The sequence below is a fragment of the Caballeronia humi genome (genome assembly GCF_001544475.1).
GTDB lineage: Bacteria > Pseudomonadota > Gammaproteobacteria > Burkholderiales > Burkholderiaceae > Caballeronia > Caballeronia humi.
This window is the reverse complement of the sequence record NZ_FCNW02000009.1, coordinates 111,689-136,839: the sequence shown is the minus strand read 5'-3', so window position 1 is coordinate 136,839 and position 25,151 is coordinate 111,689. Positions and strand designations below refer to the sequence as shown.

General features: G+C 64.3%; 20 protein-coding genes. 7 read left to right on the top strand and 13 right to left on the bottom strand.

Annotated features, from left to right (window positions below):
* Positions 1-27 precede the first annotated feature (27 nt).
* The 3 genes from AWB65_RS12100 to AWB65_RS12090 all read right to left on the bottom strand — a co-directional run bounded on the left by AWB65_RS12100 (position 28) and on the right by AWB65_RS12090 (position 4,753).
* Positions 28-1,605 carry an aldehyde dehydrogenase (NADP(+)) gene (locus tag AWB65_RS12100; RefSeq protein WP_087667393.1) on the bottom strand — a complete coding sequence of 526 codons (1,578 nt, stop codon included), beginning with the start codon at positions 1,603-1,605 and terminating at the stop codon, positions 28-30.
* Between the two features lie 238 nt (positions 1,606-1,843).
* Positions 1,844-3,016: a hypothetical protein gene (locus AWB65_RS12095; RefSeq protein ID WP_087667392.1), complete on the bottom strand. Its 1,173-nt coding sequence runs from the start codon at positions 3,014-3,016 to the stop codon at positions 1,844-1,846.
* 177 nt (positions 3,017-3,193) lie between these two features.
* On the bottom strand, positions 3,194-4,753 hold the full coding sequence (locus AWB65_RS12090; RefSeq protein ID WP_087667391.1) for an MFS transporter: 1,560 nt from the start codon (positions 4,751-4,753) through the stop codon (positions 3,194-3,196).
* 228 nt (positions 4,754-4,981) lie between these two features.
* Here AWB65_RS12090 and AWB65_RS12085 point away from each other — a divergent pair, with 228 nt between their 5' ends.
* The 3 genes from AWB65_RS12085 to AWB65_RS12075 all read left to right on the top strand — a co-directional run bounded on the left by AWB65_RS12085 (position 4,982) and on the right by AWB65_RS12075 (position 7,683).
* Complete coding sequence (locus AWB65_RS12085) at positions 4,982-5,455, top strand: universal stress protein (protein WP_087667390.1); 474 nt, start codon at positions 4,982-4,984, stop codon at positions 5,453-5,455.
* Between the two features lie 88 nt (positions 5,456-5,543).
* Positions 5,544-6,260 (top strand): helix-turn-helix domain-containing protein, encoded by a 717-nt coding sequence (locus AWB65_RS12080; protein ID WP_087667389.1) that lies wholly within the window; start codon positions 5,544-5,546, stop codon positions 6,258-6,260.
* 127 nt (positions 6,261-6,387) lie between these two features.
* Positions 6,388-7,683 carry an SUMF1/EgtB/PvdO family nonheme iron enzyme gene (locus tag AWB65_RS12075; protein WP_087667388.1) on the top strand — a complete coding sequence of 432 codons (1,296 nt, stop codon included), beginning with the start codon at positions 6,388-6,390 and terminating at the stop codon, positions 7,681-7,683.
* A gap of 5 nt (positions 7,684-7,688) precedes the next feature.
* On the opposite strand, the gene AWB65_RS12070 is transcribed toward AWB65_RS12075, so the two are convergent.
* Together AWB65_RS12070 and AWB65_RS12065 are read right to left on the bottom strand one after the other, a co-directional pair.
* On the bottom strand, positions 7,689-8,342 hold the full coding sequence (locus tag AWB65_RS12070; RefSeq protein WP_087667387.1) for an HAD-IA family hydrolase: 654 nt from the start codon (positions 8,340-8,342) through the stop codon (positions 7,689-7,691).
* A gap of 59 nt (positions 8,343-8,401) precedes the next feature.
* Positions 8,402-8,932, bottom strand: a complete 531-nt coding sequence (locus AWB65_RS12065; RefSeq protein WP_087667386.1) for a hypothetical protein — start codon at positions 8,930-8,932, stop codon at positions 8,402-8,404.
* Positions 8,933-9,115: 183 nt separating this feature from the next.
* On the opposite strand from AWB65_RS12065, the gene AWB65_RS12060 reads away from it, so the two are divergent.
* Positions 9,116-10,195, top strand: coding sequence for a glycosyl hydrolase (locus AWB65_RS12060; RefSeq protein WP_235007601.1), 1,080 nt, complete (start codon positions 9,116-9,118; stop codon positions 10,193-10,195).
* Between the two features lie 27 nt (positions 10,196-10,222).
* On the opposite strand, the gene ggt is transcribed toward AWB65_RS12060, so the two are convergent.
* The 6 genes from ggt to AWB65_RS12030 are packed head-to-tail and all read right to left on the bottom strand — an operon-like array spanning position 10,223 to position 17,324.
* Positions 10,223-11,860: a gamma-glutamyltransferase gene (ggt, locus tag AWB65_RS12055; protein ID WP_087667384.1), complete on the bottom strand. Its 1,638-nt coding sequence runs from the start codon at positions 11,858-11,860 to the stop codon at positions 10,223-10,225.
* 7 nt (positions 11,861-11,867) lie between these two features.
* Positions 11,868-12,746, bottom strand: coding sequence for an ABC transporter permease (locus tag AWB65_RS12050; protein ID WP_087667383.1), 879 nt, complete (start codon positions 12,744-12,746; stop codon positions 11,868-11,870).
* Positions 12,746-13,690, bottom strand: coding sequence for an ABC transporter permease (locus AWB65_RS12045; protein ID WP_087656452.1), 945 nt, complete (start codon positions 13,688-13,690; stop codon positions 12,746-12,748). Before AWB65_RS12045 ends, AWB65_RS12050 begins: the two co-directional genes overlap by 1 nt.
* 5 nt (positions 13,691-13,695) lie before the next feature.
* A complete protein-coding gene (locus tag AWB65_RS12040) occupies positions 13,696-15,201 on the bottom strand; it encodes an ABC transporter substrate-binding protein (protein WP_087667382.1) in 1,506 nt (501 codons plus the stop codon).
* A gap of 30 nt (positions 15,202-15,231) precedes the next feature.
* Entirely contained in the window at positions 15,232-16,302 is a 1,071-nt protein-coding gene (locus AWB65_RS12035) for an ABC transporter ATP-binding protein (RefSeq protein ID WP_087667381.1), read from the bottom strand.
* Entirely contained in the window at positions 16,299-17,324 is a 1,026-nt protein-coding gene (locus tag AWB65_RS12030) for an ABC transporter ATP-binding protein (RefSeq protein ID WP_087667380.1), read from the bottom strand. The genes AWB65_RS12035 and AWB65_RS12030 overlap by 4 nt, the downstream gene beginning before the upstream one ends.
* Positions 17,325-17,444: 120 nt before the next feature.
* Between AWB65_RS12030 and AWB65_RS12025 the strand changes: the two genes are divergently transcribed.
* A complete protein-coding gene (locus AWB65_RS12025; RefSeq protein WP_087667379.1) occupies positions 17,445-18,311 on the top strand; it encodes a LysR family transcriptional regulator in 867 nt (288 codons plus the stop codon).
* 359 nt (positions 18,312-18,670) lie between these two features.
* Here the strand turns inward: AWB65_RS12025 and fae are convergent, their stop codons facing one another.
* Both fae and AWB65_RS12015 read right to left on the bottom strand, forming a co-directional pair.
* A complete protein-coding gene (fae, locus tag AWB65_RS12020; protein WP_087656447.1) occupies positions 18,671-19,204 on the bottom strand; it encodes a formaldehyde-activating enzyme in 534 nt (177 codons plus the stop codon).
* Positions 19,205-19,264: 60 nt separating this feature from the next.
* The gene (locus tag AWB65_RS12015) at positions 19,265-21,175 is read right to left on the bottom strand and encodes an AAA family ATPase (RefSeq protein WP_087667378.1); all 1,911 of its coding nucleotides are present in this window, start codon (positions 21,173-21,175) and stop codon (positions 19,265-19,267) included.
* 471 nt (positions 21,176-21,646) lie between these two features.
* Between AWB65_RS12015 and AWB65_RS12010 the strand changes: the two genes are divergently transcribed.
* On the top strand, positions 21,647-22,894 hold the full coding sequence (locus tag AWB65_RS12010; protein ID WP_087667377.1) for a LysR family transcriptional regulator: 1,248 nt from the start codon (positions 21,647-21,649) through the stop codon (positions 22,892-22,894).
* A 171-nt stretch (positions 22,895-23,065) separates the two neighbouring features.
* Positions 23,066-25,135, top strand: coding sequence for an NAD(+) synthase (locus tag AWB65_RS12005; protein ID WP_087667376.1), 2,070 nt, complete (start codon positions 23,066-23,068; stop codon positions 25,133-25,135).
* The last annotated feature ends 16 nt before the right edge of the window (positions 25,136-25,151 follow it).

Below are 25,151 nucleotides of genomic sequence, written 5' to 3'. Positions count from 1 at the left end.
TATATTCGCAGTAAGCCGCTATCGTAATTAATTGGGGCCGAGTTCGCCGTCCCGCAGGCGCCAGAGGTTCAGCGGATTGTCGTCGGCGAGCGACTGCGGCAGCAACGCCGCCGGCAAATCCTGGTAGCACACCGGGCGCAGGAAGCGCTCGATCGCCAGCGCGCCGACTGAAGTCGATCGGCTGTCGGAAGTCGCCGGGTACGGCCCGCCGTGGACCATCGCGTACGACACCTCGACGCCCGTCGGGAAACCGTTCGCGAGAATGCGCCCGGCCTTGCGTTCGAGCACCGGAATCAGGCGCTTCGCGAGCGGAAAATCGTCGCTTTCGAGATGAAGTGTGGCCGTCAACTGGCCTTCCAGCCGGCGCGCGATCTCGATCATCTCGTCTTCGTCCGCGCATACGACGATCAGCGACGTCGGCCCGAAGATCTCGTCCTGCAATTGCGGCGTCGCGAGGAATTGCTCCGCGTTCGCCTGATACAAGGCCGGCAGCGCGCTGCACGCGGCCTCGGTGGAGGCGCCGGTCGCCAGACGCGCTACGCCCGTGGCTTCGCGCTGTTCGATGCCGTCGGCATAGGCCGCCGCGATCCCCGCCGTCAGCATGGTCTGAGCGCCCTTCTTGTCGAGCGCGGCCGAGGCGGCATCGATGAATTCCTGCAGGTGCGGCCCTTCCACCGCGATCACGAGTCCCGGACTCGTGCAGAACTGGCCGACACCGAGCGTCACGGAATCGACGAAAGCGGTCGCGAGCGCGTCGCCGCGCACGGCGAGCGCGCCCGGCAGCGCGAACAGCGGATTCACGCTGCTCATTTCGGCGAAGACGGGAATCGGCTCGGAGCGCTTCGACGCGATGTCGAGCAGCGCCAACCCGCCGCGCCGCGAGCCGGTGAAGCCGACCGAGCGGATCGCCGGATGTGCGACCAGCGCCTCGCCGATCGCGTTCCCCGCGCCGACGACGAGCGAAAACACGCCTTCGGGCAAGCCGCTGTCGGCAACCGCCTTCTGAATCGCGCGTCCGACGAGCTCAGACGTACCGAGATGCGCCGGATGCGATTTCACGACGACCGGACACCCCGCCGCGAACGCCGACACCGTGTCGCCGCCCGCCACCGAGAACGCGAGCGGGAAATTGCTCGCGCCGAACACGGCGACCGGTCCGACCGGAATCTTTTGCAGACGCAAATCAGGACGCGGCAGCGGCTTGCGATCGGGCTGCGCGGAATCGAGCGTCGCGTCGAGCCAGCGCCCTTCGCGCACGAGCGACGCAAAAAGCCGCAACTGACCGATCGTACGGGCGCGCTCCCCTTCGAGGCGCGCTTTCGGCAGCGCGGATTCAGCGTGCGCACGCTCGATCAGCGCATCGCCCAGTCCGACGATGTTGTCCGCGATGGCTTCCAGGAATTGCGCGCGCGTTTCGAGCGGTGCGCGGCGGTAGGACTCGAACGCGGCTTCCGCCAGTTCGCAGGCACGCGCAACTTCCGCCGCCCCGCCGCCGCCGAAGACCGGTTCGAGGTCGGCGTTGCGGGCCGGGTCGAACGCCCGGAGCGTGGCGTCGGAACCTCGCACCGCCGTCGCGCCGATCAGCATTTCTCCGGTGATCTTCATGTCCTGAACTCCTTGATGAGCCGCGTGGCGCCAGGCGCCCGCCGACTGCGATGATTGGAATGACCGTGGCCGTCGTCGCATAAAAAGCGGCCAGCGGGCGGGACGTGTCTTGAAGTGACTCGCGCCGGCGTCAAGCGTTCCGCGCAGCGTGGAAGGCAAGCAATCGCGATGCTCGCTCTAACGCGACTGACCAAGCAAACTAAGTTGTCAAACAAGCAACACGGCTTCCCTGACAACCTTACACCAGCGAACCGAGCACCTTCAGCAGAATGCTCTTGATCGGCACCTGTGTCGCGGCTGCGACCAGCATCGGCAAAGCGGCGGGCGCGACGATCGTCGCGATGCCGCGCTTCGAGAGCGGCACGGGCCGCATGCTTTTCGCCGACGTGTAGAGCACCATCACATCAGCGGTGGCGCCGAGTTCGGGCGCGTCGAGCATCGCGGGCGGCGCGGTGTGATCGCCCTCGATCCAGCGCCGGCGAACCGCGCGCCCATGATTTGCGACGAGCGCGCCGTATTCCGCTTCAGCGCGGCGCTTGGCGGCCCCGAGCGCCTTCATGAAGCACAGCATTGGCAGCAGGAAAATGATCGACAGCACGACCGCCACGGCTGTCATCGGCAGGCGCAGCGCGGTGACGGTGCCGCCGTGGAACAGAATTTCGTGCGCAAAAGAAGAAGCCGCGACCGCCGAAAGCCCGAACACGACCGGACTGAACATCGTCAGCGACCGCTCGATGAAACCGATGCCGCCCGCGCGATCCGGATGCGTCGGCACGAACGAGAGCGGGAGTTGCGCGATCCGGTAAAACAGCACGCACATCAGGACGAGGCGCCACAGCCACGCGAAGCACAGCGCCATGAACAGCGGCCGCACGACGAGCAGATACCACCAGCCGCCAAAGCCGATTCGATCGCCGTTCGCCGTGACCTCGGCGGCCCAGCGCAACGGCTCGTCGCCGTAGGCCCACGGGCCGAACGCGACGCCCGCCACGATCGCCACGCCGATCAGCACCCACGCGAGCGTGCGGTCGCGCAGGCGCGCGGTGTCGGCGAGGATCTGGTTGAAGCGCGGCTCGTCGGCGGGCGTGACGATGCCGCCCATTTTGAAGAGCGCGAGAAGCCGCGGCACGAGCGCCGCGCCGACGCCCTCCGCGATCACGAAGCACGGTATCGCGATGAGACAGCGCGCGTGGATGTCGAAGTGGGACAGCAGCGATTCGCCAACCGCGCCCTCCGACGTCCTGCGCAGAATGAAGCCCCAGACAGCGATCGGCAGCCAGGTGAAGAGCGCGAGCAGAATCGCACGGCGCGCGACGCCGAGGCCCTCCCGAGGAATCAGGCCGATGCGGCGTTGCAGGCGGATCGCGAAATCGTCGCGGATGAGGGAGAAACTGGGGAGATCGGGATTCATCGTCGTTTTCCGTTGCGTGTTTCCGGCTTCGCATCGCGTGATTGCCGCGGCTTCGTGCCGGTACAGCAAACAACCACACCGATTGTTGCGAAAAGGAACGCACTTCTACGGAAGACGCCGCGTCGCGTCAACGATTGCGATTCTTTTTGACGATAGTAGCCGGGTGCGGCCCAGCGGTCACCCTTGCTGTTTGGCCGGCGCGGGCGCTGTCGCGGGCGCCGCCACCGTCCCCGCGCGGCGGAACGTGATGTGCGAAATGCGCCGCACCAAAAGCGCCGCCGCAAGCGCGGCGATCGCCGTCAGCATGACGCCGATGTGGATCGACTGCACGAGCGCCTCGCGGGCGGCATCAACGAGCGCCTGGGCGTCGAGGCCGGTCGGACGCAGGTCGGCGAAGAGCGTCTGCCGCAGGCCCTCGTCGATGAGGATGCGCGGATCGGCGAAACGCGGGAGCCACGTAGTGGCCGCTGGCTCGCCGATCACCCGCATCGTCCGTTCGACGACGTTGCGGTAGTGATGCGCGACGATCGTTGCAACGATGCTCGTGCCGAGCATGCCGCCGACCATGCGCGTCGATTGCAGGAGCGCGGTCGTGATGCCGAAGCGTTCGCGCCCGGCGATCTCTTGCCCGAACACGTTCAGGTTGTTCAGGATGAAGCCGAGCCCGATGCCGATGCCCGCCATCGGCAGTTCGATCCAGACGTGCGGTGTCGACGCCTTCGCGAACGCCAGCGCAATCGACGCGCACAGGAGAAGCCCGAAGCCGATCGTGAGGATCAGCGTCGGCTTCGGCAGATGAATCACGATGCGCGTGTTGATCACGCTGCCGAGCGCGATACAGGCGGCGATCGGCGTCGCGAGCAGGCCCGCCTGCTGCGGCGTCAGGCCGAAACCGCCCTGCAGCAGCAGTGGCGCGAAGAAAATCAGCGAAAACATCACGAATCCCGCCAAAAATGACAGCGTGAACAGCGTGACGAGTTGCGGGTCGCGGAAGATGTCGAGCGGAATGATCGGGTGCGTCGCGCGCTTTTCGCAGATCAAAAGCGCCGCCGCGCCCGCGATCACGCACGTGGCGAGCGCGAAATTGCCCGTCGTCATGCCGTCCTTCGGGACCGCTTCGATCAGCGCCTGCAAACAGCCGAGCGTCGCCGCGACGAGCCCCGCGCCGAGCCAGTCGATCTTCACGTCGCCCGCGCGCGGGCGCTGGAAATTCGGCAAATGCGCCCAGATGAAATAGAACGCGGCCACGCCGACCGGCAGGTTGATCAGGAATGTCGAGCGCCAGCCCCAGTGCTGGCTCATCCAGCCACCGAGCGACGGCCCCGCCGCCGTGCCGATTCCATACGCCGCCGCCATCACGACCTGCCAGCGCACGCGGGCACGCGGATCGGGGAAGAGATCGGGGATCGCGGCGAACGCGGTGCCCACCATCATCCCGCCGCCGATGCCCTGCAAGCCGCGCGCGAACACGAGGAAAAGCATGTCGTTCGCGAGCCCGCACAGGACGGACGCCACCGTGAACGTGACGACCGCCGCGATCACGAAGCGCTTGCGGCCGAAATAATCGCCGAGACGCCCGAAGACCGGCACCGTCACCACCGAGGCCAGCAAGTACGCGCTCGCGATCCACGCGTAGTACTCGAAGCCGTGCAATTCGGCGACGATCGACGGCAGCGCCGTGCTGACGACCGTCTGGTCGAGCGCGACCAGCATGTTGACGAGGCCGATGCCGAGCATCGCGAAAAGTGCGTTTCTGAACGGCAGGGCGGGATTGGACTGGGTCACGAGGCGATTTTTTAAGCGGCTGCTGGTTTAACTTACCCCTGAATTGTAAGGCAACTTTTGTTCTGGGCCGCCACGATCAAAATGATCGGACCGTGGCACTCGTCAATTTTTGCCGGGTCAGAGTGGTGCAAGATCTTCCACAGCGTTCTCAACGTTCCAGGCAAATATCGGAGGTTTCGCATGTTCAAACGCATCGTCGTCGCGATCGACGGCAGTCAGACTTCCCGCCGCGCGTTCGAAGCCGCGCTCGATCTCGCGCAGATCCACGGTGCCGTTCTGCAACCGTTTTATGTCGTGGAGAACACGCCACTCTACTTCGACGTGCCCGGCTACGATCCGTCCGCACTGCGTACGCAACTCGTCGAGCAGGGCAAGACGCTCGGCTCCGAATCGATCGAGGCGATGAGGGCGCGCGGCATCGAAGGCGACGTCGCGATCGGCGAGGCAACGTCGCTAGACGATGTGTCGGCGCTCGTGCTCAAGGCCGCGCGCGACTTCAACGCCGATCTGCTCGTGATGGGCACGCACGGCCGCAAGGGTTTTCAGCGGCTGATTCTCGGCAGCGTCGCCGAACGATGTCTGCGGCAGGCGACTTTGCCCGTGCTGCTGATTCCGTCGGCGGCGGGAAGTGAGACTCCAGCGGAACAATCCTAAAAAATCGCGGCGCGCGTCATTATGTCGCCCGGGCGCGGGAGGCGTCGGTGGGAAAATGGTTTGTCATTGATCAAAGTCCGAGCGCGCCATGTCCCACGTCCACGCCCTGCAAGCCCGCCGTCACGTCGCGCATTGTTCGGAGTGCGCGATGCGCCATCTCTGCGTGCCCGAGGGCCTCACCGCCGAGGAAACCGGCAAGCTCGAAGACGTCATCTCCGCGACGCGCGCCGTGCGCCGCGGCGACGCCCTCTTCCGCGCCGGCGACGCGTTCGAGTCGCTCTACGCGATCCGCTCGGGCTCGATCAAGACGATCGTGTCGCGCGAAGGCGGCCGCGAGCAGGTCACCGGCCTGCACCTCGGCGGCGATGCGCTGGGGCTCGACGGCATCGGCGAAAACCGGCACATGTGCACCGCGATCGCACTGGAAGATAGTTCCGTGTGCATCGTGCCCTACGCAAGTTTCGAGAGCATGTGCCGCGAATCCGGCCCGATCCAGCGGCGGCTGCACCAGATGATGAGCCGCGAAATCGTCCGCGAGACGCATCAACTGACGACGCTCGGCTCGCTGCGCGCCGACGAGCGCGTGGCGCGTCTCCTGCTCGACCTCTCCGCGCGCTTCACCAGACGCGGCTACGCGGCGGCGGAATTCACGCTGCGCATGACGCGCGACGACATCGGCAGCTATCTCGGCATCACGCTCGAAACGGTGAGCCGCACGCTGTCGCGCTTCCAGGCGCGCGGCCTGATCGACGCGCACGGCAAGCTGATCCGCATCCGCGATTTCGAGGGCCTCCGCGCGATCTGAAGAATTTCGCCTGCGCGTGATCTGACGAATTTCGCCGGTCGTGGGATGATTGCAGATCGTTCGCGGGTGGCATGCGGTCTGCTACCCGTTAGTCTTTCTGCTCGTCCTGCTACGGAGACCTGGCGACATGAATCGCGACCCTGCCCCGCGTCATCCGCTGCTGGCACGCCTCACCGACGCGCGCCGCACCACCGATGCCCTGTTCGACATCGTCAAGCCTGAATATCTGTATGAGCGACCGATCGCCGAGCGACATCGGATCGTGTTTTATATCGGGCATCTCGAAGCCTTCGACCACAATCTCTTCGACCAGCGCCTGTTCGACCTGCCGAGCGCGAATCCCGAATACGACCAGCTTTTCGCGTTCGGCATCGATCCGGTGGACGGCGGCCTGCCGACCGACCAGCCGCACGAATGGCCATCGCTCGACGCGGTGCGTGCCTACACGCAGCGCATTCGCGACGATATCGACGCGCGCTTCGATCCGCTGGATATCACGAAGAACCCCGTATCGACCGGGGAGGCCGATCCCGCGACGCTGCTCGAAGTCGCGATCGAACACCGGCTGATGCACGCCGAAACGCTCGCGTACATGCTGCATCAGTTGCCGCTGCATCAGAAGTCGGGGCCGACGCTTCCCGCGGAGGCGGACGCTGCCAGCGATCTCGCGCGCGACATGGTGCGCGTCCCGGCGGGCAAGGTGACGCTTGGACTGGAGCGCGGCTCGGGCGTCTTCGGCTGGGACAACGAGTTCGGCCAGGAGAAGCTGGAAGTGCCCGCGTTCGACATCGACCGGTACATGGTGACGAACGCCGATTACCTCGCTTTCGTCGATGCGGGCGGCTATGCGAATCGTGCGTACTGGAACGATGCCGATTGGGCCTGGAAAGAAAGCGAAGGCATTGCACACCCGGCGTTCTGGCGGCGCGAAGATGGCGAACGTGGCGCCTGGAAGCTGCGCACGATGTTCGAGGAAGTCGCGCTGCCGCTCGACTGGCCGGTGTACGTGAGCCACGCGGAAGCGAGCGCTTACGCGCGCTGGGCGGGCAAGGCGCTACCGACGGAAGCACAATGGCAGCGCGCGGCCGATGGCGTGTCGCGCGGCGCCGAGGGAAATTTCGATTTCCGTCGATGGGAGCCGGAGTCAGTGCGTGCCAATCCGGAGAATCGGAGCGCGTTCGGCGTGCAAGGGCAATACGGGAACGGCTGGGAATGGACGTCGACGACCTTTGGCCCGCTGCCCGGATTCGAGCCGTTTCCGTTCTACCTTGGCTATTCGGCCAATTTCTACGACGGGAAGCATTATGTGATCAAAGGCGGATCGCCCAGAACCGCCGCCTGCATGCTGCGGCCGAGCTTTAGAAACTGGTTCCAGGCGCATTATCAGTATGTTTATGCAGGGTTTCGATGCGTCGGCAAATGAGGACATTACGCTGAGCCGCGTTCGCGGCCCATCATCCGCTCCAACTCCTCGAACTCGCTGATCACGGGCACACGCCGGCTCAATGCGCCCTGCACGCTGTCACTGAGCCGGTATCCCACCACTTGCACGCCCGCCGCAAGTCCCGCCTCGACCCCGGCCAGACTGTCTTCGATCAGCAGACAACGCTGCACCGGAACACCCATCAACGATGACGCATGGACGATCAGCCCAGGGTCCGGCTTCCAGGACTGGACCTCGTAAGCGCTCGCGATGCGGTCCTCGAAGTACGGCAGAAGCCCCGTGACGCCGAGGCACATTTCGATCTTGTCGCGCGGCCCGTTCGACGCCACGCATTTCTCCATCGCAAGCCCGCTCACCAGTTCCAGAGCGCCGCGCATCGGCTTGAGTTCGCGCGCGAAGACGTCCATGGAGCGCGTGCGGAATTCGAGTGTAAAACGGTCGATGTCCATCACCGGGAAGTCTTCGAGAAGCGACTGCGCGAACTGGGCGAAGCGGCATCCGCGAAACCGTTCGAGGATCTGCTCGTCCGACACCGGCGCGCCAGAGTCGCCGAGAATGCCCGCGATGACCCGCGCCGACAGCGTCTCGCTATCGACGAGCGTGCCGTCGCTATCGAAAATGATGGCTTCGATATTCACTGCTCGACCTCTGGATTAGTCAGGAAGACCCGATCTTACAGGTCGCGCCGCGCCGTCGCTCAGCCCGCATCGCCCGCGCTGTAGAGATTGCGCATGCCGCGCAGATGCTCGGCGACACGCTGCATCAATGCGACTGCATCGCCGATGCACAGCAGGCCTTCGCTCGCGTCTTCATCGCGAAAGAGCGGCTTGCCGTTGTCGGACGCATCAATCTTCAGGCCGGCGAAGGTGGCTTCCGGCAACGGCTCATCGGAATGCACGGTGATCACGTTGCCGCTGCGGATCGCATCGCGCACGCGGGCGAGGAACTGGATCTCGGGCGCACGTGACTGGTCGATGTGATGATCCGACAGAAAATCGCCTATCGCGAGCAATGCGTTCGACACGAGCACGCGTCGCATCGTCGCGCGTGAAAGAGGCTCGGCATCCGATGCGATGACCAGCGGCGGCTCATGTCTGCGTTCCAACTCGACGCCCTTCGATGGTGGCGACTGTGCTCCGGCATCGAGCGCCATCGCAAGCACCTTTAGCTGTTGCTCGATCACGCCGACCGCTTCTTTGCTTGAATGCTTCGAGCCGCGCTTTTCCATCGGATGCTCCTCTCTTGTGGATTTGCCTCATTACACAGCAAGGCCCATGCCCCGGCAGGGTCATGAAACGAAACGCGATTCAAGAACGCGGCCTGTTTAGCCGTAAACGGAGGTTATTGCTGCCCCAACCTCCTAAAGAACATGCCCGTCAGCACACCCGATTCACGCAGAAAATTTCTTTCGATGATGCTGGCCTCAGCAGGCGGCGCGATGCTCGCGGCCTGCGGCGGCGGTGGCGGCGGCAGCAGCTCGGCGCAGGTCGACAGCGTCGGCAAGGCGAACGCCGTACCGCAGCCAGCGGTAGCAGTGCCGCAACAAGCCGCCGCGTCCACGGACAGCCTCTTCTACGGCATGAACGGTCACATGGCGTGGGGCAGTGGCATCTACAAGACGATGTCGGCCGCCGATCAACTCGCGATCCTTAAAGACCTCGGCGTAACCAGCTACCGCTGCGACACCGCCGACAAGGGCATGTCGAAAACGCTCGCCGACGCGCTGAACGGACCGTTCGCGGGCAGCGGCGTATCGATCCTGCCGGTGCTCAACCCGATCTCGGCGGGATGGGACTGCAATAGTTCGGAATCGGCGGCGTACTCGCTCGGCTACGATCTCGGCGTGAACTGCACGAAACCGCTGAAAGGGCTCGTCAAGTACATCGAATGCGGCAACGAGCTTGACGTGGCCCTCAAGACCGGCGGCGACGGAAGTCTGTCCAGCGACTGGAACCCGGCGTGCTGGCCGTCGTTTCGCGGCGTGCTGCGCGGCATGATCGACGGCGTCAAAGCGATCGATCCGACGATCCAGTGCGGCGTGAACGTCGGCATTCCGATGGCGTATCGCGCGCTGCAGATGCTGTGGAACGGCATCTCGCCCGATGGCAGCGCACAAGGCGTCGCGGGCGCCGCCACGTTGCGCTGGGAGTTCACGAGCTACCACTGGTACAAGAGCTCGGGCGACATCCAGTGCGGCGGACGCAACCGCGCGTGCGTGGACGTGCTGCAGGTGCTGAAGGACTCGTTCAACGTGCCGATCTGGCTGACCGAGTGGGGCTGGTCCGGCAGCGCGGACACGCAGCAGTCGGCGGCCGATTACGTGACGAAGGCGCTCACGCAATATCGCTCGATCAAGGACAAGTACAACATCGAATCAGTGATGATGTACGACGTGATCGATGCCAGCTACGGCTTGATTCAGGCCGACGGCGCGACCCGAAATTCCGCCTACGCTGCGTTCAGGAATTTCGTGGCGGCGAATCCGGTGTGAGGATTTTCGCCGCATGACGTTCGCAGACTAAAACCCCGCCGCCAGCCCATCACGGCGGCTGTCGCTCGCCGCAACATACCCGCGCTCAGGCTCATTGCGATCGAGCTTCCAGATGTACTGGCCTGAGCCGAAGTCCATGTAAGGATCGTCGATCGACTTGATCGTGTGTCCCATCGATTCCAGCGCCGCCGCCGTGGTTCTGCTCAACGTCGATTCGATGTCGATCGTGAAGTCGCGGTTTACCTTCCAGCGCGGCGCGTCGCAAGCGGCCTGAGGCTGCTGGCCGTAGTCGAGCATCCGCACGATCGACTGCACGTGTCCTTGCGGCTGCATGTCGCCGCCCATCACGCCGAAGCTCATCACCGCCTCGCGCGCGCCGTTCACCTCCTGCGTGAGAAACGCGGGAATGATCGTATGGAACGGCCGCTTGCCGCCCTCGACGACATTCGCGGACTTCGGGTCCATCGAAAATCCGCAGCCACGATTCTGCAACGAGATGCCCGTATCCGGCACGACCACGCCCGAGCCGAAGCCCATGTAGTTCGACTGGATGAAGCTCACCATCATGCCGCGTTCGTCGGCAACCGACATGTAGATCGTCCCGCCCGCCTTCGGCATGCCGAAGTCGAAATGCCGCGCGCGCTTCGGGTCGATCAGCTTCGCGCGCTCGGTGAGATAGGCGTCGTCGAGCATCTGCTCGGGCGTGACCTCCATCGAGCGCGGATCGGCGACGTACTGGTAGAGGTCCGCGAACGCGAGCTTCATCGCTTCGATCTGCAAATGCTGCGATTCGATGTTGTCCACCGTCAGCGACTTGACGTCGAACTTGTCGAGGATGCCGAGCGCGATCAGCGCCGCGATCCCCTGCCCGTTCGGCGGAATTTCGTGCACCGTGTAGCCGCGATAATCCTTCGCGATCGGCTCGACCCAGTCGGCGCGGTAGCCGCGTAAATCGGCGGCCGTCATCGCGCCGCCGTGCTGCTTCGCGAACGCCGCGATCTTTTCGGCCGTCTCGCCTTCGTAGTACGCACGAGGGCCCGCTTCCGCCAGCATGCGCAGCGTCTTCGCATGACCGGGGAAGCGCATCAGCTCGCTCACTTGCGGTGCCCGGCCGCGCGGCATGAAGACATCGGCGTACCCGGGCAGGTCCTTCAGTTCCGGCACCGCCGCCGCCCACTTGTGCGCGACGATGTTCGCGACCGCATGCCCGCGCTCGGCGATCTCGATCGCGGGCTGCATCAAATCTCCGAACGGCAGCGAGCCGAATTTCGCGTGCAGCGCCTCCCATCCGGCGATCACGCCCGGCACCGTCACCGTGTCCCAGCCGCGCTTCGGCTGGATCGCGACGCCGTTGTCCTCGCCATACTTGCGCCTGAAGTAATCGACGTTCCAGGCTGCCGGCGCCACGCCCGACGCGTTCAGGCCGTGCAGTTTCGCGCCGTCCCACACGAGCGCGAACGCGTCGCCACCGAGGCCGCACGAGACTGGCTCCACGACCGTGAGCGCGGCAGCGGCGGCGATCGCGGCATCGACGGCATTGCCGCCTTGCCACAACATGCGCAAGCCGGCCTGCGCCGCGAGCGGATGCGACGTCGACACGATGTTGCGGGCGAACACCGGCATGCGCGGTGTCGGATAAGGGTTTTGCCAGTTGAATGAAGTCATTGGGCGTTCAGAGTTCGCGGGGATCGAGGGCGTCGCGCAGTCCGTCGCCCAGCAGGTTGAAGCCGAGCACCGCCAGAAAGATGGCGATGCCGGGAAAAATCGACATCCAGGGCGCCTGGTCGACGAAGTCCTTCGCGGTGTTCAGCATCGAGCCCCACGAAGGCGCCGGCGGCAGTTGCCCCAGGCCAAGAAACGAGAGGCTCGCCTCCGCGATGATCGCCATCGCGACGGTGAGGCTCGCCTGCACGATGATCGGCGGCAGCACGTTCGGCAGGATATAGCGCACGATGATCCGGAAGTCGTCGAGGCCGATCGCACGCGCGCCTTCGACATAGTCCTCCGCCTTCACGCTCAGCGCCTGGCCGCGCGTAAGGCGCACGAAGCGCGGCATCGCCGAGACGCCGATCGCGATCATCGCGTTGGTCAGGCTCGGCCCGAGAAACGCGGCGAGCGCGATCGCGAGGATAAGGAACGGGATCGACAGCAAGGCATCGGCGATACGCGAGATGACGCCGTCGACGAGCCTGCCGAAGTAGCCCGCCAAGAGCCCGAGCGGCACGCCGACCACCACCGCGATGCCGACCGACACCACCCCCGCCAGCAGCGAGGCGCGCGCGCCCCAGATCATGCGGCTCAGCACGTCGCGGCCGAGTTCGTCGGTGCCGAACCAGTGCGCGGCATCGGGCGCCTTGCGCACGGTCATGAAGCTCGCCTGGATCGGATCGTAGGGCGCGAGCCACGGCGCCAGGAGCGCGATTACCACGACGAACACGACGATCAGCGCGCCCGCGACAGCGGCGCGATTCTTCATGAACTTCGCGAGGCCGCGGCGGCGCCTGCGCGGCAGCTTTTCGACAGCGGCATCGGTAACGGGGAGCGTGGCCATCAGCTTCTTCTCAGCCTCGGGTTGAGCAGGATATAGAGCACGTCGGCAAACAGGTTCACGACGATGAAGCTCACCGCCGTCACGAGCACCACGCCCTGCACGACGGCGTAATCGCGGTTGAATACGGCATCGACGATCAGCTTGCCGAAGCCCGGAATCGTGAAGACCTGCTCGGTCAGCACGGCGCCCGCCAGCAGTTCGCCGAACAAGAGCGCGAGCACGGTGACGATCGGAATCAGCGCGTTGCGAAACGCATGCTTGACGACGACCGTGCCGCGCAACAGCCCCTTCGCGCGCGCCGTACGGATGTAGTCGGTGCGCAGCACACTCAGCATCGCGCTGCGCGTATGGCGCATCAATTGCGCGCCGAGCGCGGCGCCGAGCACGAACGCGGGCATCAGCATGGTCTTGATGCTCATCCAGAAATCGTCCGATGGCGATACATAGCCCGACGACGGCAGCAAATGCCAGCGCACCGACACGACGAAGATCAGGATGATGCCGAGCCAGAAGTTCGGTATCGACATGCCCGATAGCGCGAGAATATTCGCGCCGTAGTCGAGCGCACGCCCCTTGTTCGCCGCCGACAGCACGCCCAGCGGCAGCCCGATGCCGATCGCGAGAATCATGCCCATCACCGCGAGTTGCAGCGTGACGGGCAGCTTCTGCGCGATCAGCGTCGTGACCGGGACGTCGGTACGGATCGACGCGCCGAGGTCGCCTCGCAAAAGGTCCTTGATCCACAGCGCGTATTGCGCGGGAACGGGTTCGTCGAGGTGATACTTCGCGCGCAGCATCGCGATCACTTGCGGGTTCTGGTCCTCGCCCGCCATCGCGAGGACCGGGTCGCCGGGCAGCATCTTCTGCAAGCCGAAGATCATCATCGACACGAGGATCAGTGTCGGAATCGCGACCAGCACGCGGTTGGCGATGATGCGCAACATGTCCGTTACCCCTTGACGGTGACGCCCCGCAGGCGGATCAGGCCGTCCGGGTAAGGCGTGAAGCCCTGCACTTTCTTCGAAAGCACGTACGGCCACGGCTGCACGTAGAGATAGACGATCGGGGCTTCGTCGGCGAGGATCTTCGAGGCGGCATCGTAGAGCGGCTTGCGTTCCGCGACGGTCGATTTCGCGCGCGCGTCGCCTAGCAGGCGATCCACTTCGGGGTTGCAATAGAGGCCGTAGTTCAGGTTGCCCTTGCAGCTCACGAACTGATGCAGGTTGCCATCCGGATCGATACGGCCCGACCAGCCGAGATAGAGCAGTTCGAAATCGCCCTTGTGCGCGGCGTTGAGTGCGGCGGCGTAGTCGGTCGGACGCAGCTTCAGGTTGATGCCAGCTTCCGAAAGCATCGCCTGCAGCATCTGCGCCATCTGGTTCGAGACCGTGTTGTTCCCGAACGTCAGTTCCACGTCGACCTTGTCGTAGCCCGCCGCCTTGAGCAGCGACTTCGCCTTCGCGACGTCGCGCTTCGTGGTCGTGATCGACTTCACGTAGTACAGGCTCGATGCCGGCAGCGCCTGGTTCGCCGGCGCGAAAATGCCGCCGCCGATCACCTGGTTGATCGCGTCGCGGTCGATCGCGAGTTCGAACGCCTCGCGCACGCGCTTGTCCTTGAGCGCCTTCGGGGCACGCACGCTGTTCGAGATGTTGAACGTGAGGTCGTAGAAGCCGAGGCCCGGGATCGAGATGAAGTTGAGGTTGCGGTCGTTCTTCACCGCGTTCACGTCCGATGGCGCGAGGCGTTCGAGCATGTCGAGCGAGCCCGAGCGCACGTTCGCGAGCCGCACCGTGCTGTCGGGCACCGGCTGATAGATCACCTTCTGGATCGGGTATTTGTCGGCATCCCAGTAGCCCGCGAATTTCTCCAGCACCACACGGTCGTTCTGCACGCGCTGCACGAACTTGTACGGCCCCGAGCACACCGGATGCGTAGCGACGCCCGCATCGTCCGCGAGCGACTTCGGCGCGAGCATCATGCCGGCGCGGTCGGTGAGCGTCGCGAGCAGCGCCGAATCGGGCGCCTTCAGCACGAGATTGACGGTGCTGTCATCGACCACGTCGACATGATCCACCGACGCCAGTTCGCTCTTGCGATTGCTCGCCGGCAGCGAGCGCGAGCGGTCGATATTCGCCTTCACCGCCGCCGCGTTGAACGGCTCGTCGTTCTGGAACTTCACGCCCTGGCGCAGCTTGAACGTCAGCGTCTTGCCATCGGCGCTAGTGCTCCACGAGGTCGCGAGCATCGGCACGATCTTGAGGTCCGGCGAAATATCGACGAGCGAGCTGCACAGCGAATTCAGCACCATGCGATCGACCACCTGGCTGCTGCGCGCCGGATCGAGCGTGCCGATGTCGTCCTGCAGGCCGATGCGGATCGTCGATTGCGCCATCGCGCCGCCTGAACCGACGGCGCCGACAGCAAGTACCCCGGCTACAAGGATGTTACGCATGCGGTCTTTCCTTCGAGTTGGAATGATGATCTACGTGGGGTCGGTCGCGGCCTGACGCTCGCGATAAACGGCAAGGCGCTCGGCGAGCTTCGCGCTCACGCTCGACTGGAGCGGCGCGCCGCCGCCCGCGTTCTGGATCTCGCGCCAGAAATGACACGCGACGAGCCGGCCGCCCTCCACCGTCTCGCTACGTGGCGCCGCTTCGCGGCACAGCGGTTTCGCATGCGGGCAGCGCGGATGGAAGCGGCAGCCGGGCGGCGGCGCGGTCGGGCTCGGCAGGTCGCCCGTGAGTGCCACGCGCTCGCGCCGCTGACGCGGGCTGCTCGCGGGAATCGCCTGCAGGAGCGCCTGCGTGTAGGGATGCAGCGGCGTGTCGAAGAGTGCATCGACGTCCGCCAGTTCGACGATCTCGCCGAGATACATCACCGCGACGCGGTCGCTCATGTGGCGGATCACCGCCAGATCGTGCGCGACCATGACGAGCGTGAGGCCGAGGTCCTGCTTCAGCTTTTCGAGCAGGTTGATCACTTGCGCCTGCACCGAGACGTCGAGCGCGGAGACCGGCTCATCGCCGACGATCAGACGCGGCTCGCCCGCCAGCGCGCGCGCAATGCCGATGCGCTGGCGCTGGCCGCCGGAAAATTCGTGCGGATAGCGGTCCGCGTATTCGGGCTGCAAGCCGACCGTGCGGAGCAGTTGCGCGACGCGTTCCGCGCGCGCCTTGCCGTGCGCGAGGCCGTGCAATTCGATCGGCTCGCCGATGATGCGCCCCACCGTCATGCCCGGATTCAGCGATGCGAACGGGTCCTGAAAGATGATCTGCAATTCACGGCGCAGCTGACGCAGCGCGCCCGCGCCCAGATGCGTGATATCCCTGCCCTGGTAGATGACGCGGCCTTCTGTGGCATCGATGAGACGCAGCAGCAGACGCCCGAGCGTGGACTTGCCGCAGCCCGATTCGCCGACGATCGCAAACGTCTCGCCCTGCTCCACCGCGAACGACACGCCGTTCACCGCGTACACCGTCGGCGCGCGCGAAAAGAGATGGCGCGTGCCGCCGAAGTGTTTGGTGAGACCGCGAGCTTCAAGGATCGCGCTCATGCAGCCACCTCGCGCGCTTGCATCGCGTGCGCGGTCTCCACCGGCGCGACCCAGCACGCCACGCGATGCGCATCGTTCACGCGCTTCTCGGGCGGCGTCGCGTCGATACAGCGCGCTTCGACGAACGGACAGCGCGGCGCGAACCGGCAGCCTTTCGGCATGCGCTCGGGCGATGGCACCGAGCCGTGAATCGTCGCGAGCTGCCCCTCGCGCTTGCCGACGGAAGGAATCGCGCCCATCAGGCCGATCGTGTACGGATGCTGCGGATCATCGAAGATTTCGGCCACCGGCCCGTACTCGACGATGCGCCCCGCATACATCACCGCGACGTGATCCGCCACTTCGGCGACCACGCCAAGGTCGTGCGTGATCAGGATCATCGCGGTACCGGTTTCGGCCTGGAGATTGCGCACGAGCGAGAGCACCTGCGCCTGGATGGTCACGTCGAGCGCGGTGGTGGGTTCGTCGGCGATCAGCAACTGCGGGCGATTGGCAAGCGCCATCGCGATCATCACGCGCTGGCGCATGCCGCCGGAAAGCTCGTGCGGATACGCGTCGAGCCGCGTTTCGGGCGCGGGAATGCGCACGAGCCGCAGCATTGCGAGGGCTTCGGCACGCGCCTCGGCCCGCTTCAATCCGCGATGCCGCTCGACGCATTCCGCGATCTGGTGCCCGACGGTGAACGCCGGGTTGAGCGACGTCATCGGTTCCTGAAAGATCATCGACATGCGGTTGCCGCGCACGTCCGCGAGTTCGCGCTCGGGCATCGCGAAGAGATCGCGGCCGTCGAACATCGCCGTGCCCGACACGACATTCGCGGGCGGGCTCGGCAGAAGCCCCATCAGCGCGAGCGACGTCACGCTCTTGCCGCAGCCCGATTCGCCCACCACACACAGCGTTTCTCCGGCGTTCACCGAGAGCGAGACGTCATCGACGAGATTCGGCACCTTCGGATCGCGGGAAAACTTGAGGGAGAAGCCCGTGACTTCCAGCACCGGCCGGCGCTCGAAAGGCTTGTTCATGATTGGCTGCTCCAGCGCACATCGATGTCCGGGGAAAAATCGTTACCCAATTATGTCCAACACGGCACATCAGAAAATATTAAACTTTCTTAACCTCATTCAAGTTATTTTTAAGTGTCGATGCTCACGATCCGCATGCTGAAGACTTTTCGCCTGGTCGCGCGGACCGGCTCGTTCGCTGCCGCCGCGGACAAGATCGCGTTGACGCAGGCCGCCGTCAGCTTGCAGATGCGCGGCTTCGAAGAAGCGCTCAAGCGCGATCTGTTCGACCGCAGCGGCCGGCAGATCACGCTCACGCAGCAGGGCCGCGAGATCGCGCCGAAGGTCGAATTGATCCTCGACTTGATGGCCGAACTCGAAGCGAAACCCGCCAAGGCGATGCAGGGGCCGGTGACGATCGGCGCGGTCGTGTCGGTGATCGGCGCGTTGTCGCTGTGCGTTGCGGGACTGAAGACCGCGCATCCGCTGCTCGACGTGCGGCTGCTCTCGGCGCGCTCCGACGAACTGACGGTCATGGTCGAAGAAGGAGAAGTGGACATCGCGGCAGTCGTCGCGCGCCCGGACGATACGCTGCCCGAGGGCCTCACGTGGACGCCGCTTTATACCGAGCCGCTGATGCTCGTCGTGAACCGCGAAGTCACCGATACCGATGCGCAACGCATCCTGCTCGCGCACGGCTTTCTGCGCTTCGACCGGCGCGTGCGCACGGGGCTCGTCGTCGATCAGGCGTTGCAGACGCTCGGTCTTCAGGTGAAGGAATATCTGGAGCTGAACTCCATCGAGACGATCGTCGCGCTCGTGCGCAAGAACGTCGGCGTGACGGTGCTGCCGAAGCTGCATCGCGGCGACTGGGAAGCCGATCCTTCACTGCGGCTGATTCCGATCGTGTATCCGCCGATCACGCGTACGGTCGGCATGATCCAGCGCGCCTCGTATGCGCAAACGGGTATCACCGATGCAATCGTCGCCATGCTGCATTCAGATTGAAGCGTCGTGGCAGCCGATCGCGCGAATTGTGGGTGAAGTCGGTGGCTCATCGGCCAATTGAAATTGAAGGCGCGGAGATAAACTGGTTTCCGTGGTGCAGAACAACGCACCGCGCGCGGCGAACCTCCAGGTCGACTGAGCAAACGGACTTACCCTAACCCTGTACCGTAAAGCAGTGACGTGCGATTCGAACCGCGCCGTATCCGATGTCAGTAGCGACGTAACGCAGCACAGTTATTCCGCTGTAGCCGTAACGCCATGTTCATCGATGTTTGTCAGCAGCAAGTGCAAGACGCACTGCCCCGCTCCGGCTTCGCCGGGCGGGGCTTTGCTATTGGGTGAATCGCAAATAAGGACGTTCAGCTCCAGTCGTCCATATCGTGCTTGATGGTGTGGCGGTTCGCGATCAGCGTCTCAACGCTCGGCTCGTTGTTCATTGCACGCTGGATCGCGAGCTTCGTCGCTTCGTAGTTCGTGCGATACATGTCCTTCTTGTCGAGGTTCGGATCGCTCACGCAACGCGGATCGATCCAGACAAGACTGATGATGCACAGATCGTTCGCCTGATCTTTCGGCAAAATGCCTTCGATCAGGCAATCGACGATCGCGTCCGCCGTCGCGGACTGCACGACGCCGCCGAACAGGTCGATGGTCGCCATGTCCTTCAGTGTGACCTTCGGGACGATCATCGTCGCGGGCCGCACCATCTGGTTGCAGGCGCGGATCGCGAACATCGCCGTGTGGCCCTTGCTTTGCGCCATCATGTTCGCGAACGCATGACCGACCGGGCCGTCGACGCGCCCGATCAGGATCTCGGGCATCGCGTCGGTCGCCTGGCCTTCGGCGGCCATGACGGTTGCTTCGCCTGCGCGGAACGTCAGATCGATACTCATGGATCAAGCTCCTTAGAAGAGTTGCACCGAAGAGACGGACGGACGCAAGGACGATGCCAATCAAGCAGCTTCTCGCTCCTCGGCAAGATGCAAACCGTCCTTGCGCGCCCGGTGTTCCTCGATCAGCCGATACACGGTCGAGCCCGGCACCGTCTCCGATTCGAGCAGTTCGCTGGCGATGGCCTGCAACACCGGCTCGTTGTCGCGCAACAGTGTGTAACAGGCTTCGTTCAGTTCCTTGAGCAGAATGTTCGCATGCTCGATCGACGCCTTCATCTGCAAGCCCGCGTACTGCTGCGGCAACGCGGCGAGGCTGAAGAGATTGCCGTCCGCGTTGAAACCGAACTTCGACACCATGTCGAGGCCGATTCGCGAGGCTTCCTGCAAGTCCTGCGCGGCGCCACTCGATGCTTCCGAGAACGTCAGCATTTCCGCGTTCCGTCCGCCGAGCAGTACCTGAATCTCGTTGCGCATTTCGGTTTCGCGATAGAGGTGCTTGTCCTGCATCTTCGTGATCAACGCGACACCCAATGCGCCGCCGCGCGGCAGGATCGTCACTTCTTCCAGCACGCCCGTGTTGAGCAATGCCGCGACGAGTCCGTGGCCCGCTTCATGAACCGCGATGCGCGTTCGTTCCTCTTCGTTGAGCGCGCGCTCGGCGCCGCTCACGTCTCCGATGCGCGCGATCTTGATCGCTTCGACGAAGTGCTTCGACTCGACCACGATCTCGCCCGCCTTGCGCGCGACGAGCCCCGCCTGATTGACGACCATCGCGAGCGTGGCCGGCGAAAGTCCCGTCGAGAGGCGCGCGAGTTGACGGAAGTCGATGTCGTCGGATTTCGTCGTGAGCTTGTCCGCGTAGAAGCGGAAGATCTCCGCGCGGTCTTCGAGGTCTGGCAGGCGAACCTGCACGGTGCGATCGAAACGGCCCGGACGGCGCAGCGCTTCGTCGAGATTGTCCGGATGATTCGTCGCCGCGACGATGATCACGCCCTCGTTCGATTCGAAGCCGTCCATCTCCGCGAGCAACTGATTGATGATTCGGTTGCTCTCCGATTCCGCGGGGCCGCCGCCGGTATCGGTGCGCTTCGCGAGGCCGTCGGCTTCATCGATGAAGATGACGGTCGGCGCATTCTTGCGCGCCATTTCGAACAGATGCTTGACCTTCTGGATGCCGACGCCGTAGTACTTCGCGCTGAAATAGCTACCGGTGATCGAGATGAAGTTCGCGCCGCACTCGCCCGCGAGCGCCTGCGCAAGACGCGTCTTGCCGACGCCCGGGCCGCCCACCATCAGAATGCCGCACGGCGCGCGCAGGCCCATGCCGCTGAATTGCTTCGGGTCGGTGAGGTATGCCTGAATGTCCGAGAGCGCGGCCTTCGCTTCGCCTGCGCCGATCACGTCGTCGAACGTGAGTGCGGGCGCCTTGCCGAGCAACTGCGCGCCGCCCGTCATTTCTCGGCGCATGAACCAGACCATTCCTCCGATCAACAGCAGCGGCAGCAACAGGCTAAGGGCGTCGCGAGTTTTGTCGAATGCATCCATCAGGCGGGCGGAATCTGAACGGATGTTCGCATCGGGTAGCCAGACGAGCTGATACTGCGATTGTGCGTCAGTCTTCATTTCGCTCAGGAGGAGCGCGTTCGAAAACGACGAGTTGTGATCGGTGACGAAATACTTCGCGCCATTCTTCGTCGACACGAGAATCGCGCTCGGGCTTACACCGATCGCCGTCACGTCATGCGCGCGAATATCGCGCAGCATCTCCGAGGCGTCGCGTTCTTCGCGTGTCCACGCGGCGGCGTCATCGCGCATCTGGCTCGCGACGCCGTTCAGCGCGGGCATCAGTCCGGTCTTCTGCTCGTGACGCAAAAGCAGAACGCTCACGAGTCCGGCGATGGCAGCGGTTGCCAGGCCGAGTTTGATATACCGCGCAGATCGGGACCACAAGGAATTTTTAGCCGGTTTCATATTCGATACCTTAAGCGGGCCACATCATGGGCCCGGACGCTGGATCAGCGTGTTCGAGTGAGGGGACGCACCGATCGCAGCGCGGCATCGAAATGTGAATGTCGTGCGCGCGAGACTCAGCCGTAATGCCCGTTTCAATTCGGTAAAAACAACCTGAACGCTATAGTCCACTTACCGATTACTGAATTTAACGCATTATGCCCGCGCGTGTTTTGTTTACAAATTGGGGAAAAGGCCCTTATTCACGGTTAATTCAGGGCTTTTGATCGATGCCTGAGTTAATCCAATTCGCTAACGCATAAAACCAATCGGGCGTGCTTTAAAAACGAGGGCGCTGCGATTGCCCGCGCGCATGCTGCACGCGGGTTTCGCTAGCAACGCGATAAATCAAACAGATGGCTCCGTGCGACATGTCGCAGGGCCATCCTCACCGCTATACTCGATCGCAAATTCCAGTTATCAAGGCCCGCAATGGACAACCCTGAACTGCTCAACCTCGCGTACCTGCGCGCCTTTCGGCTGGTCGGGCAAACCGGCAGCGCAACGCGCGCGGCGGCGGCACTGTTCAGGGCGCAATCCGCGGTCACGCGTTCGCTGCAGGAACTGGAGACGGCGGTCGGTGAGCCACTTTTCGAGCGCCGTCCATCGGGCATGTTGCCGACGCCCGCTGGCCGCGCCGTGCTGCAGCGTTGCGAACGGATCTTTGCGGAGCTGGAAGAACTCGCCAAGTGGTGCGCCGCGCGTCAATCGCGGCGGCGTTCGGTCACGGACAACGCATTGCCCGCGTACTTGCTTAACACCCGCCGATTGCAATTGTTCTCGACGCTTGCACGGCACCGGCACATGCCAAGCGCCGCGCAGACGCTCGGCATCAGCCAGCCGGCGGTGAGCAGCGCGATCCGGATCATGGAGAGCGGCGCAGGCATGCAGCTTTTCTATCGCAGTCCGCGCGGGCTGCTGCTGACGAGCGAAGGAGAAACGGTCGTGCTGCACGTGCGCCGCGCATTGAACGAACTGCGCCATATCCCCGATGACATCGCCGCGTTGCACGGCAGCATCCAGGGCTACGTGACCGTCGGCGCGCTGCCGCTCGGCCGTACGCGAATCCTGCCGGAAGCGATCGCGCGCGTGGCGGCGAAGTATCCGGGCGTGCGCGTCGTGACCGATGAAAGCGCATACGACCTGCTCGTCGCGGGCCTGCGTTCCGGCGATATCGATTTCGTGCTCGGCGCCCTGCGCGCCAACGATGCCGCAAGCGGCCTCGCCAACGAACGGCTGATGTCGGAGGACCTGGTCGTACTGGCGCGTCGCGATCATCCGCTCGTGGGCACGAGCGGGCTGTCGCTGAAGCAGCTATTGTCTGCTCAATGGATTCTGCCGCGCAACCACGCTCCCGCGCGCGGCATATTCGAAGCGCTCTTCAGGCGGGCACGCCTGAAACCGCCGATGCCGACCGTCGAGACCGCCGATCTCGCTGTCATCCGTGGCGTGCTGATGCAGACCGACATGCTCGCGGCGCTCTCCGCGCAGCAACTCTTCTATGAGTGCGAGTCGGGACAGCTCGCGGTGCTCGACATCGAAATGCAGAATACTCAACGTGAAATCGGCCTGATCGTGCGCGCGGGCGGCACGCCGTCGCCGGCGGCGCGCGCGCTGATCGACGCGATACGTCTCACCGTCGACAAGGTCGCGCGCACGACGCTCGTCGCGATGCATTGAGCGCGTTCAGGCGTCATCGGTTGAGAGGCGGTCGAGCAATTCGCTTCGAGCATCGCGCGCTCGCGCGCAGAACGCGCAGGCATCGCGCACATGCGCCCGCTGCTAAAATCCCTCCAGATCAGCGCAAGCGTCCACCAACGCTGCGTCACCCGTACCGAGGGATTGTTCAGAATGGCCAAGTCTTTCTTCAACCTCTACAGCCACGATTTCGCGCGGGTCGCCGTCGCGGTGCCGAACTGCCGCGTCGCCGATCCCGCGTTCAACGCCGCGCAGACGATCGAGGTCGCGAAACAAGCCGCCGCGCGCCGCGCCGCGCTCGTCGCGTTCCCCGAGCTGGGCCTCTCCGCCTACACCTGCGACGATCTTTTCCATCAACGCGCCCTGCTCGACGCATGCGAAGAAGCGCTTGCTCAAGTCGCAGTGGCATCGGAGCGCTTGCCGCTCGTACTGATCGTCGGGCTGCCTTTGAGAGTCGAGCACAAGCTCTTCAACTGCGCAGCGATCGTGTCAGGCGGACGCATCCTCGGCATCGTGCCCAAGAGCTATCTGCCGAACTACGGCGAGTTCTACGAGGCACGTCAGTTTAATCCGGCCGATAGCGCAACGGTTACGCAGGTCGATGTCTGCGGCCAGCAAGTTCCATTCGGCGCGAACCTGCTCTTCGATATCCCCGGCATGCCGTTCTTCCGCTTTCACGTCGAGATTTGCGAGGACGTATGGGTGCCGATCCCGCCGTCGTCGTTCGCCGCGCTCGCGGGGGCGACAGTGCTCGTCAATCTGTCGGCGTCGAACATCGTCGTCGGCAAGTCGGGGTATCGGCATCAGCTCGTCGGGCAGCAATCCGCGCGCTGCCTCGCGGCGTACCTGTACACGTCCGCCGGCCGCGGAGAGTCCACCACCGATCTCGCGTGGGACGGCCAGGCGCTGATCTACGAAAACGGCTCGCTGCTGGCCGAGTCCGACCGCTTCCTCAACGAATCGCACCTGCTGTGCGCCGACATCGATCTCGAACGCCTCTCGCGCGAACGCATGAAGCAGACGACGTTCGGCCAGACCGCGCACCGGCATCGCGAAGAGGTCGCGAAATTCAGCGTCGTGCAGGTGCCGTTCACGATCCCCGACGATGAGCATCTGGCGCTCGAACGCGCGGTCGAGCGCTTCCCGTACGTTCCCGCCGATTCGCGCCGCCGCGACGAACGATGCAGCGAGGTTTACAACATTCAAGTACAGGCGCTGATCCAGCGGCTCGGGGCATCGAAGATATCAAAGGTCGTGATCGGCGTTTCGGGCGGCCTCGATTCGACGCATGCGCTGCTCGTCTGCGCAAAGGCGATGGACCGCCTCGGCCTGCCGCGCTCGAACATTCTCGGCTATACGATGCCGGGTTTCGCGACGAGCCACCGCACGCTGCAGCAGGCGAAGGATCTGATGAAGGTGGTCGGCTGTTCGGCCGAGGAGATCGACATTCGTCCCAGTTGCCTGCAGATGCTGAAGGACCTGGGGCATCCGTACGGCGAAGGCACGGAGCAGTACGACATCACGTTCGAGAACGTGCAGGCGGGCGAACGCACCAATCACCTCTTTCGTCTCGCGAACTTCAATAACGCGATCGTGATCGGCACCGGCGACCTGAGCGAACTCGCGCTCGGCTGGTGCACCTACGGCGTCGGCGATCACATGTCGCATTACAGCGTGAACGCGAGCGTGCCGAAGACGCTGATCACGCATCTCGTGCGCTGGGTCGCGGAGTCGGGACAAATCGGCACTTCAGGAACGGAGGTGCTCGAGCAAGTCCTCGATACCGACATCAGTCCCGAACTCGTGCCCGGCAAGGCGAGCGGCGTGCTGGAGCAGAAGACAGAGAGCGTGATCGGGCCGTATGAATTGCAGGACTTCAGCCTCTACTACATTCTGCGGTTCGGCTTCACGCCATCGAAGGTCGCGTTCCTCGCGCATTCGGCCTGGAAAGACAGGGCGCAAGGCGCGTGGCCTGAGGACGCGCACGTCGCGCGCAACCAGTACGCGCTCGCGGACATCAAGCGCAATCTCTCGATCTTCGTCGATCGCTTCTTCCGGACGAGCCAGTTCAAGCGGTCCTGCATTCCGAACGCGCCGAAGGTCGGCTCGGGCGGATCGCTCTCGCCGCGCGGCGACTGGCGCGCACCGAGCGACTCGGAGGCCACGGTCTGGAAGCAGGACGTCGAGCGCATTCCGAACTCGGCCGACGGCGAAGCGGCTTGAGGCCGCGCGGCACGGT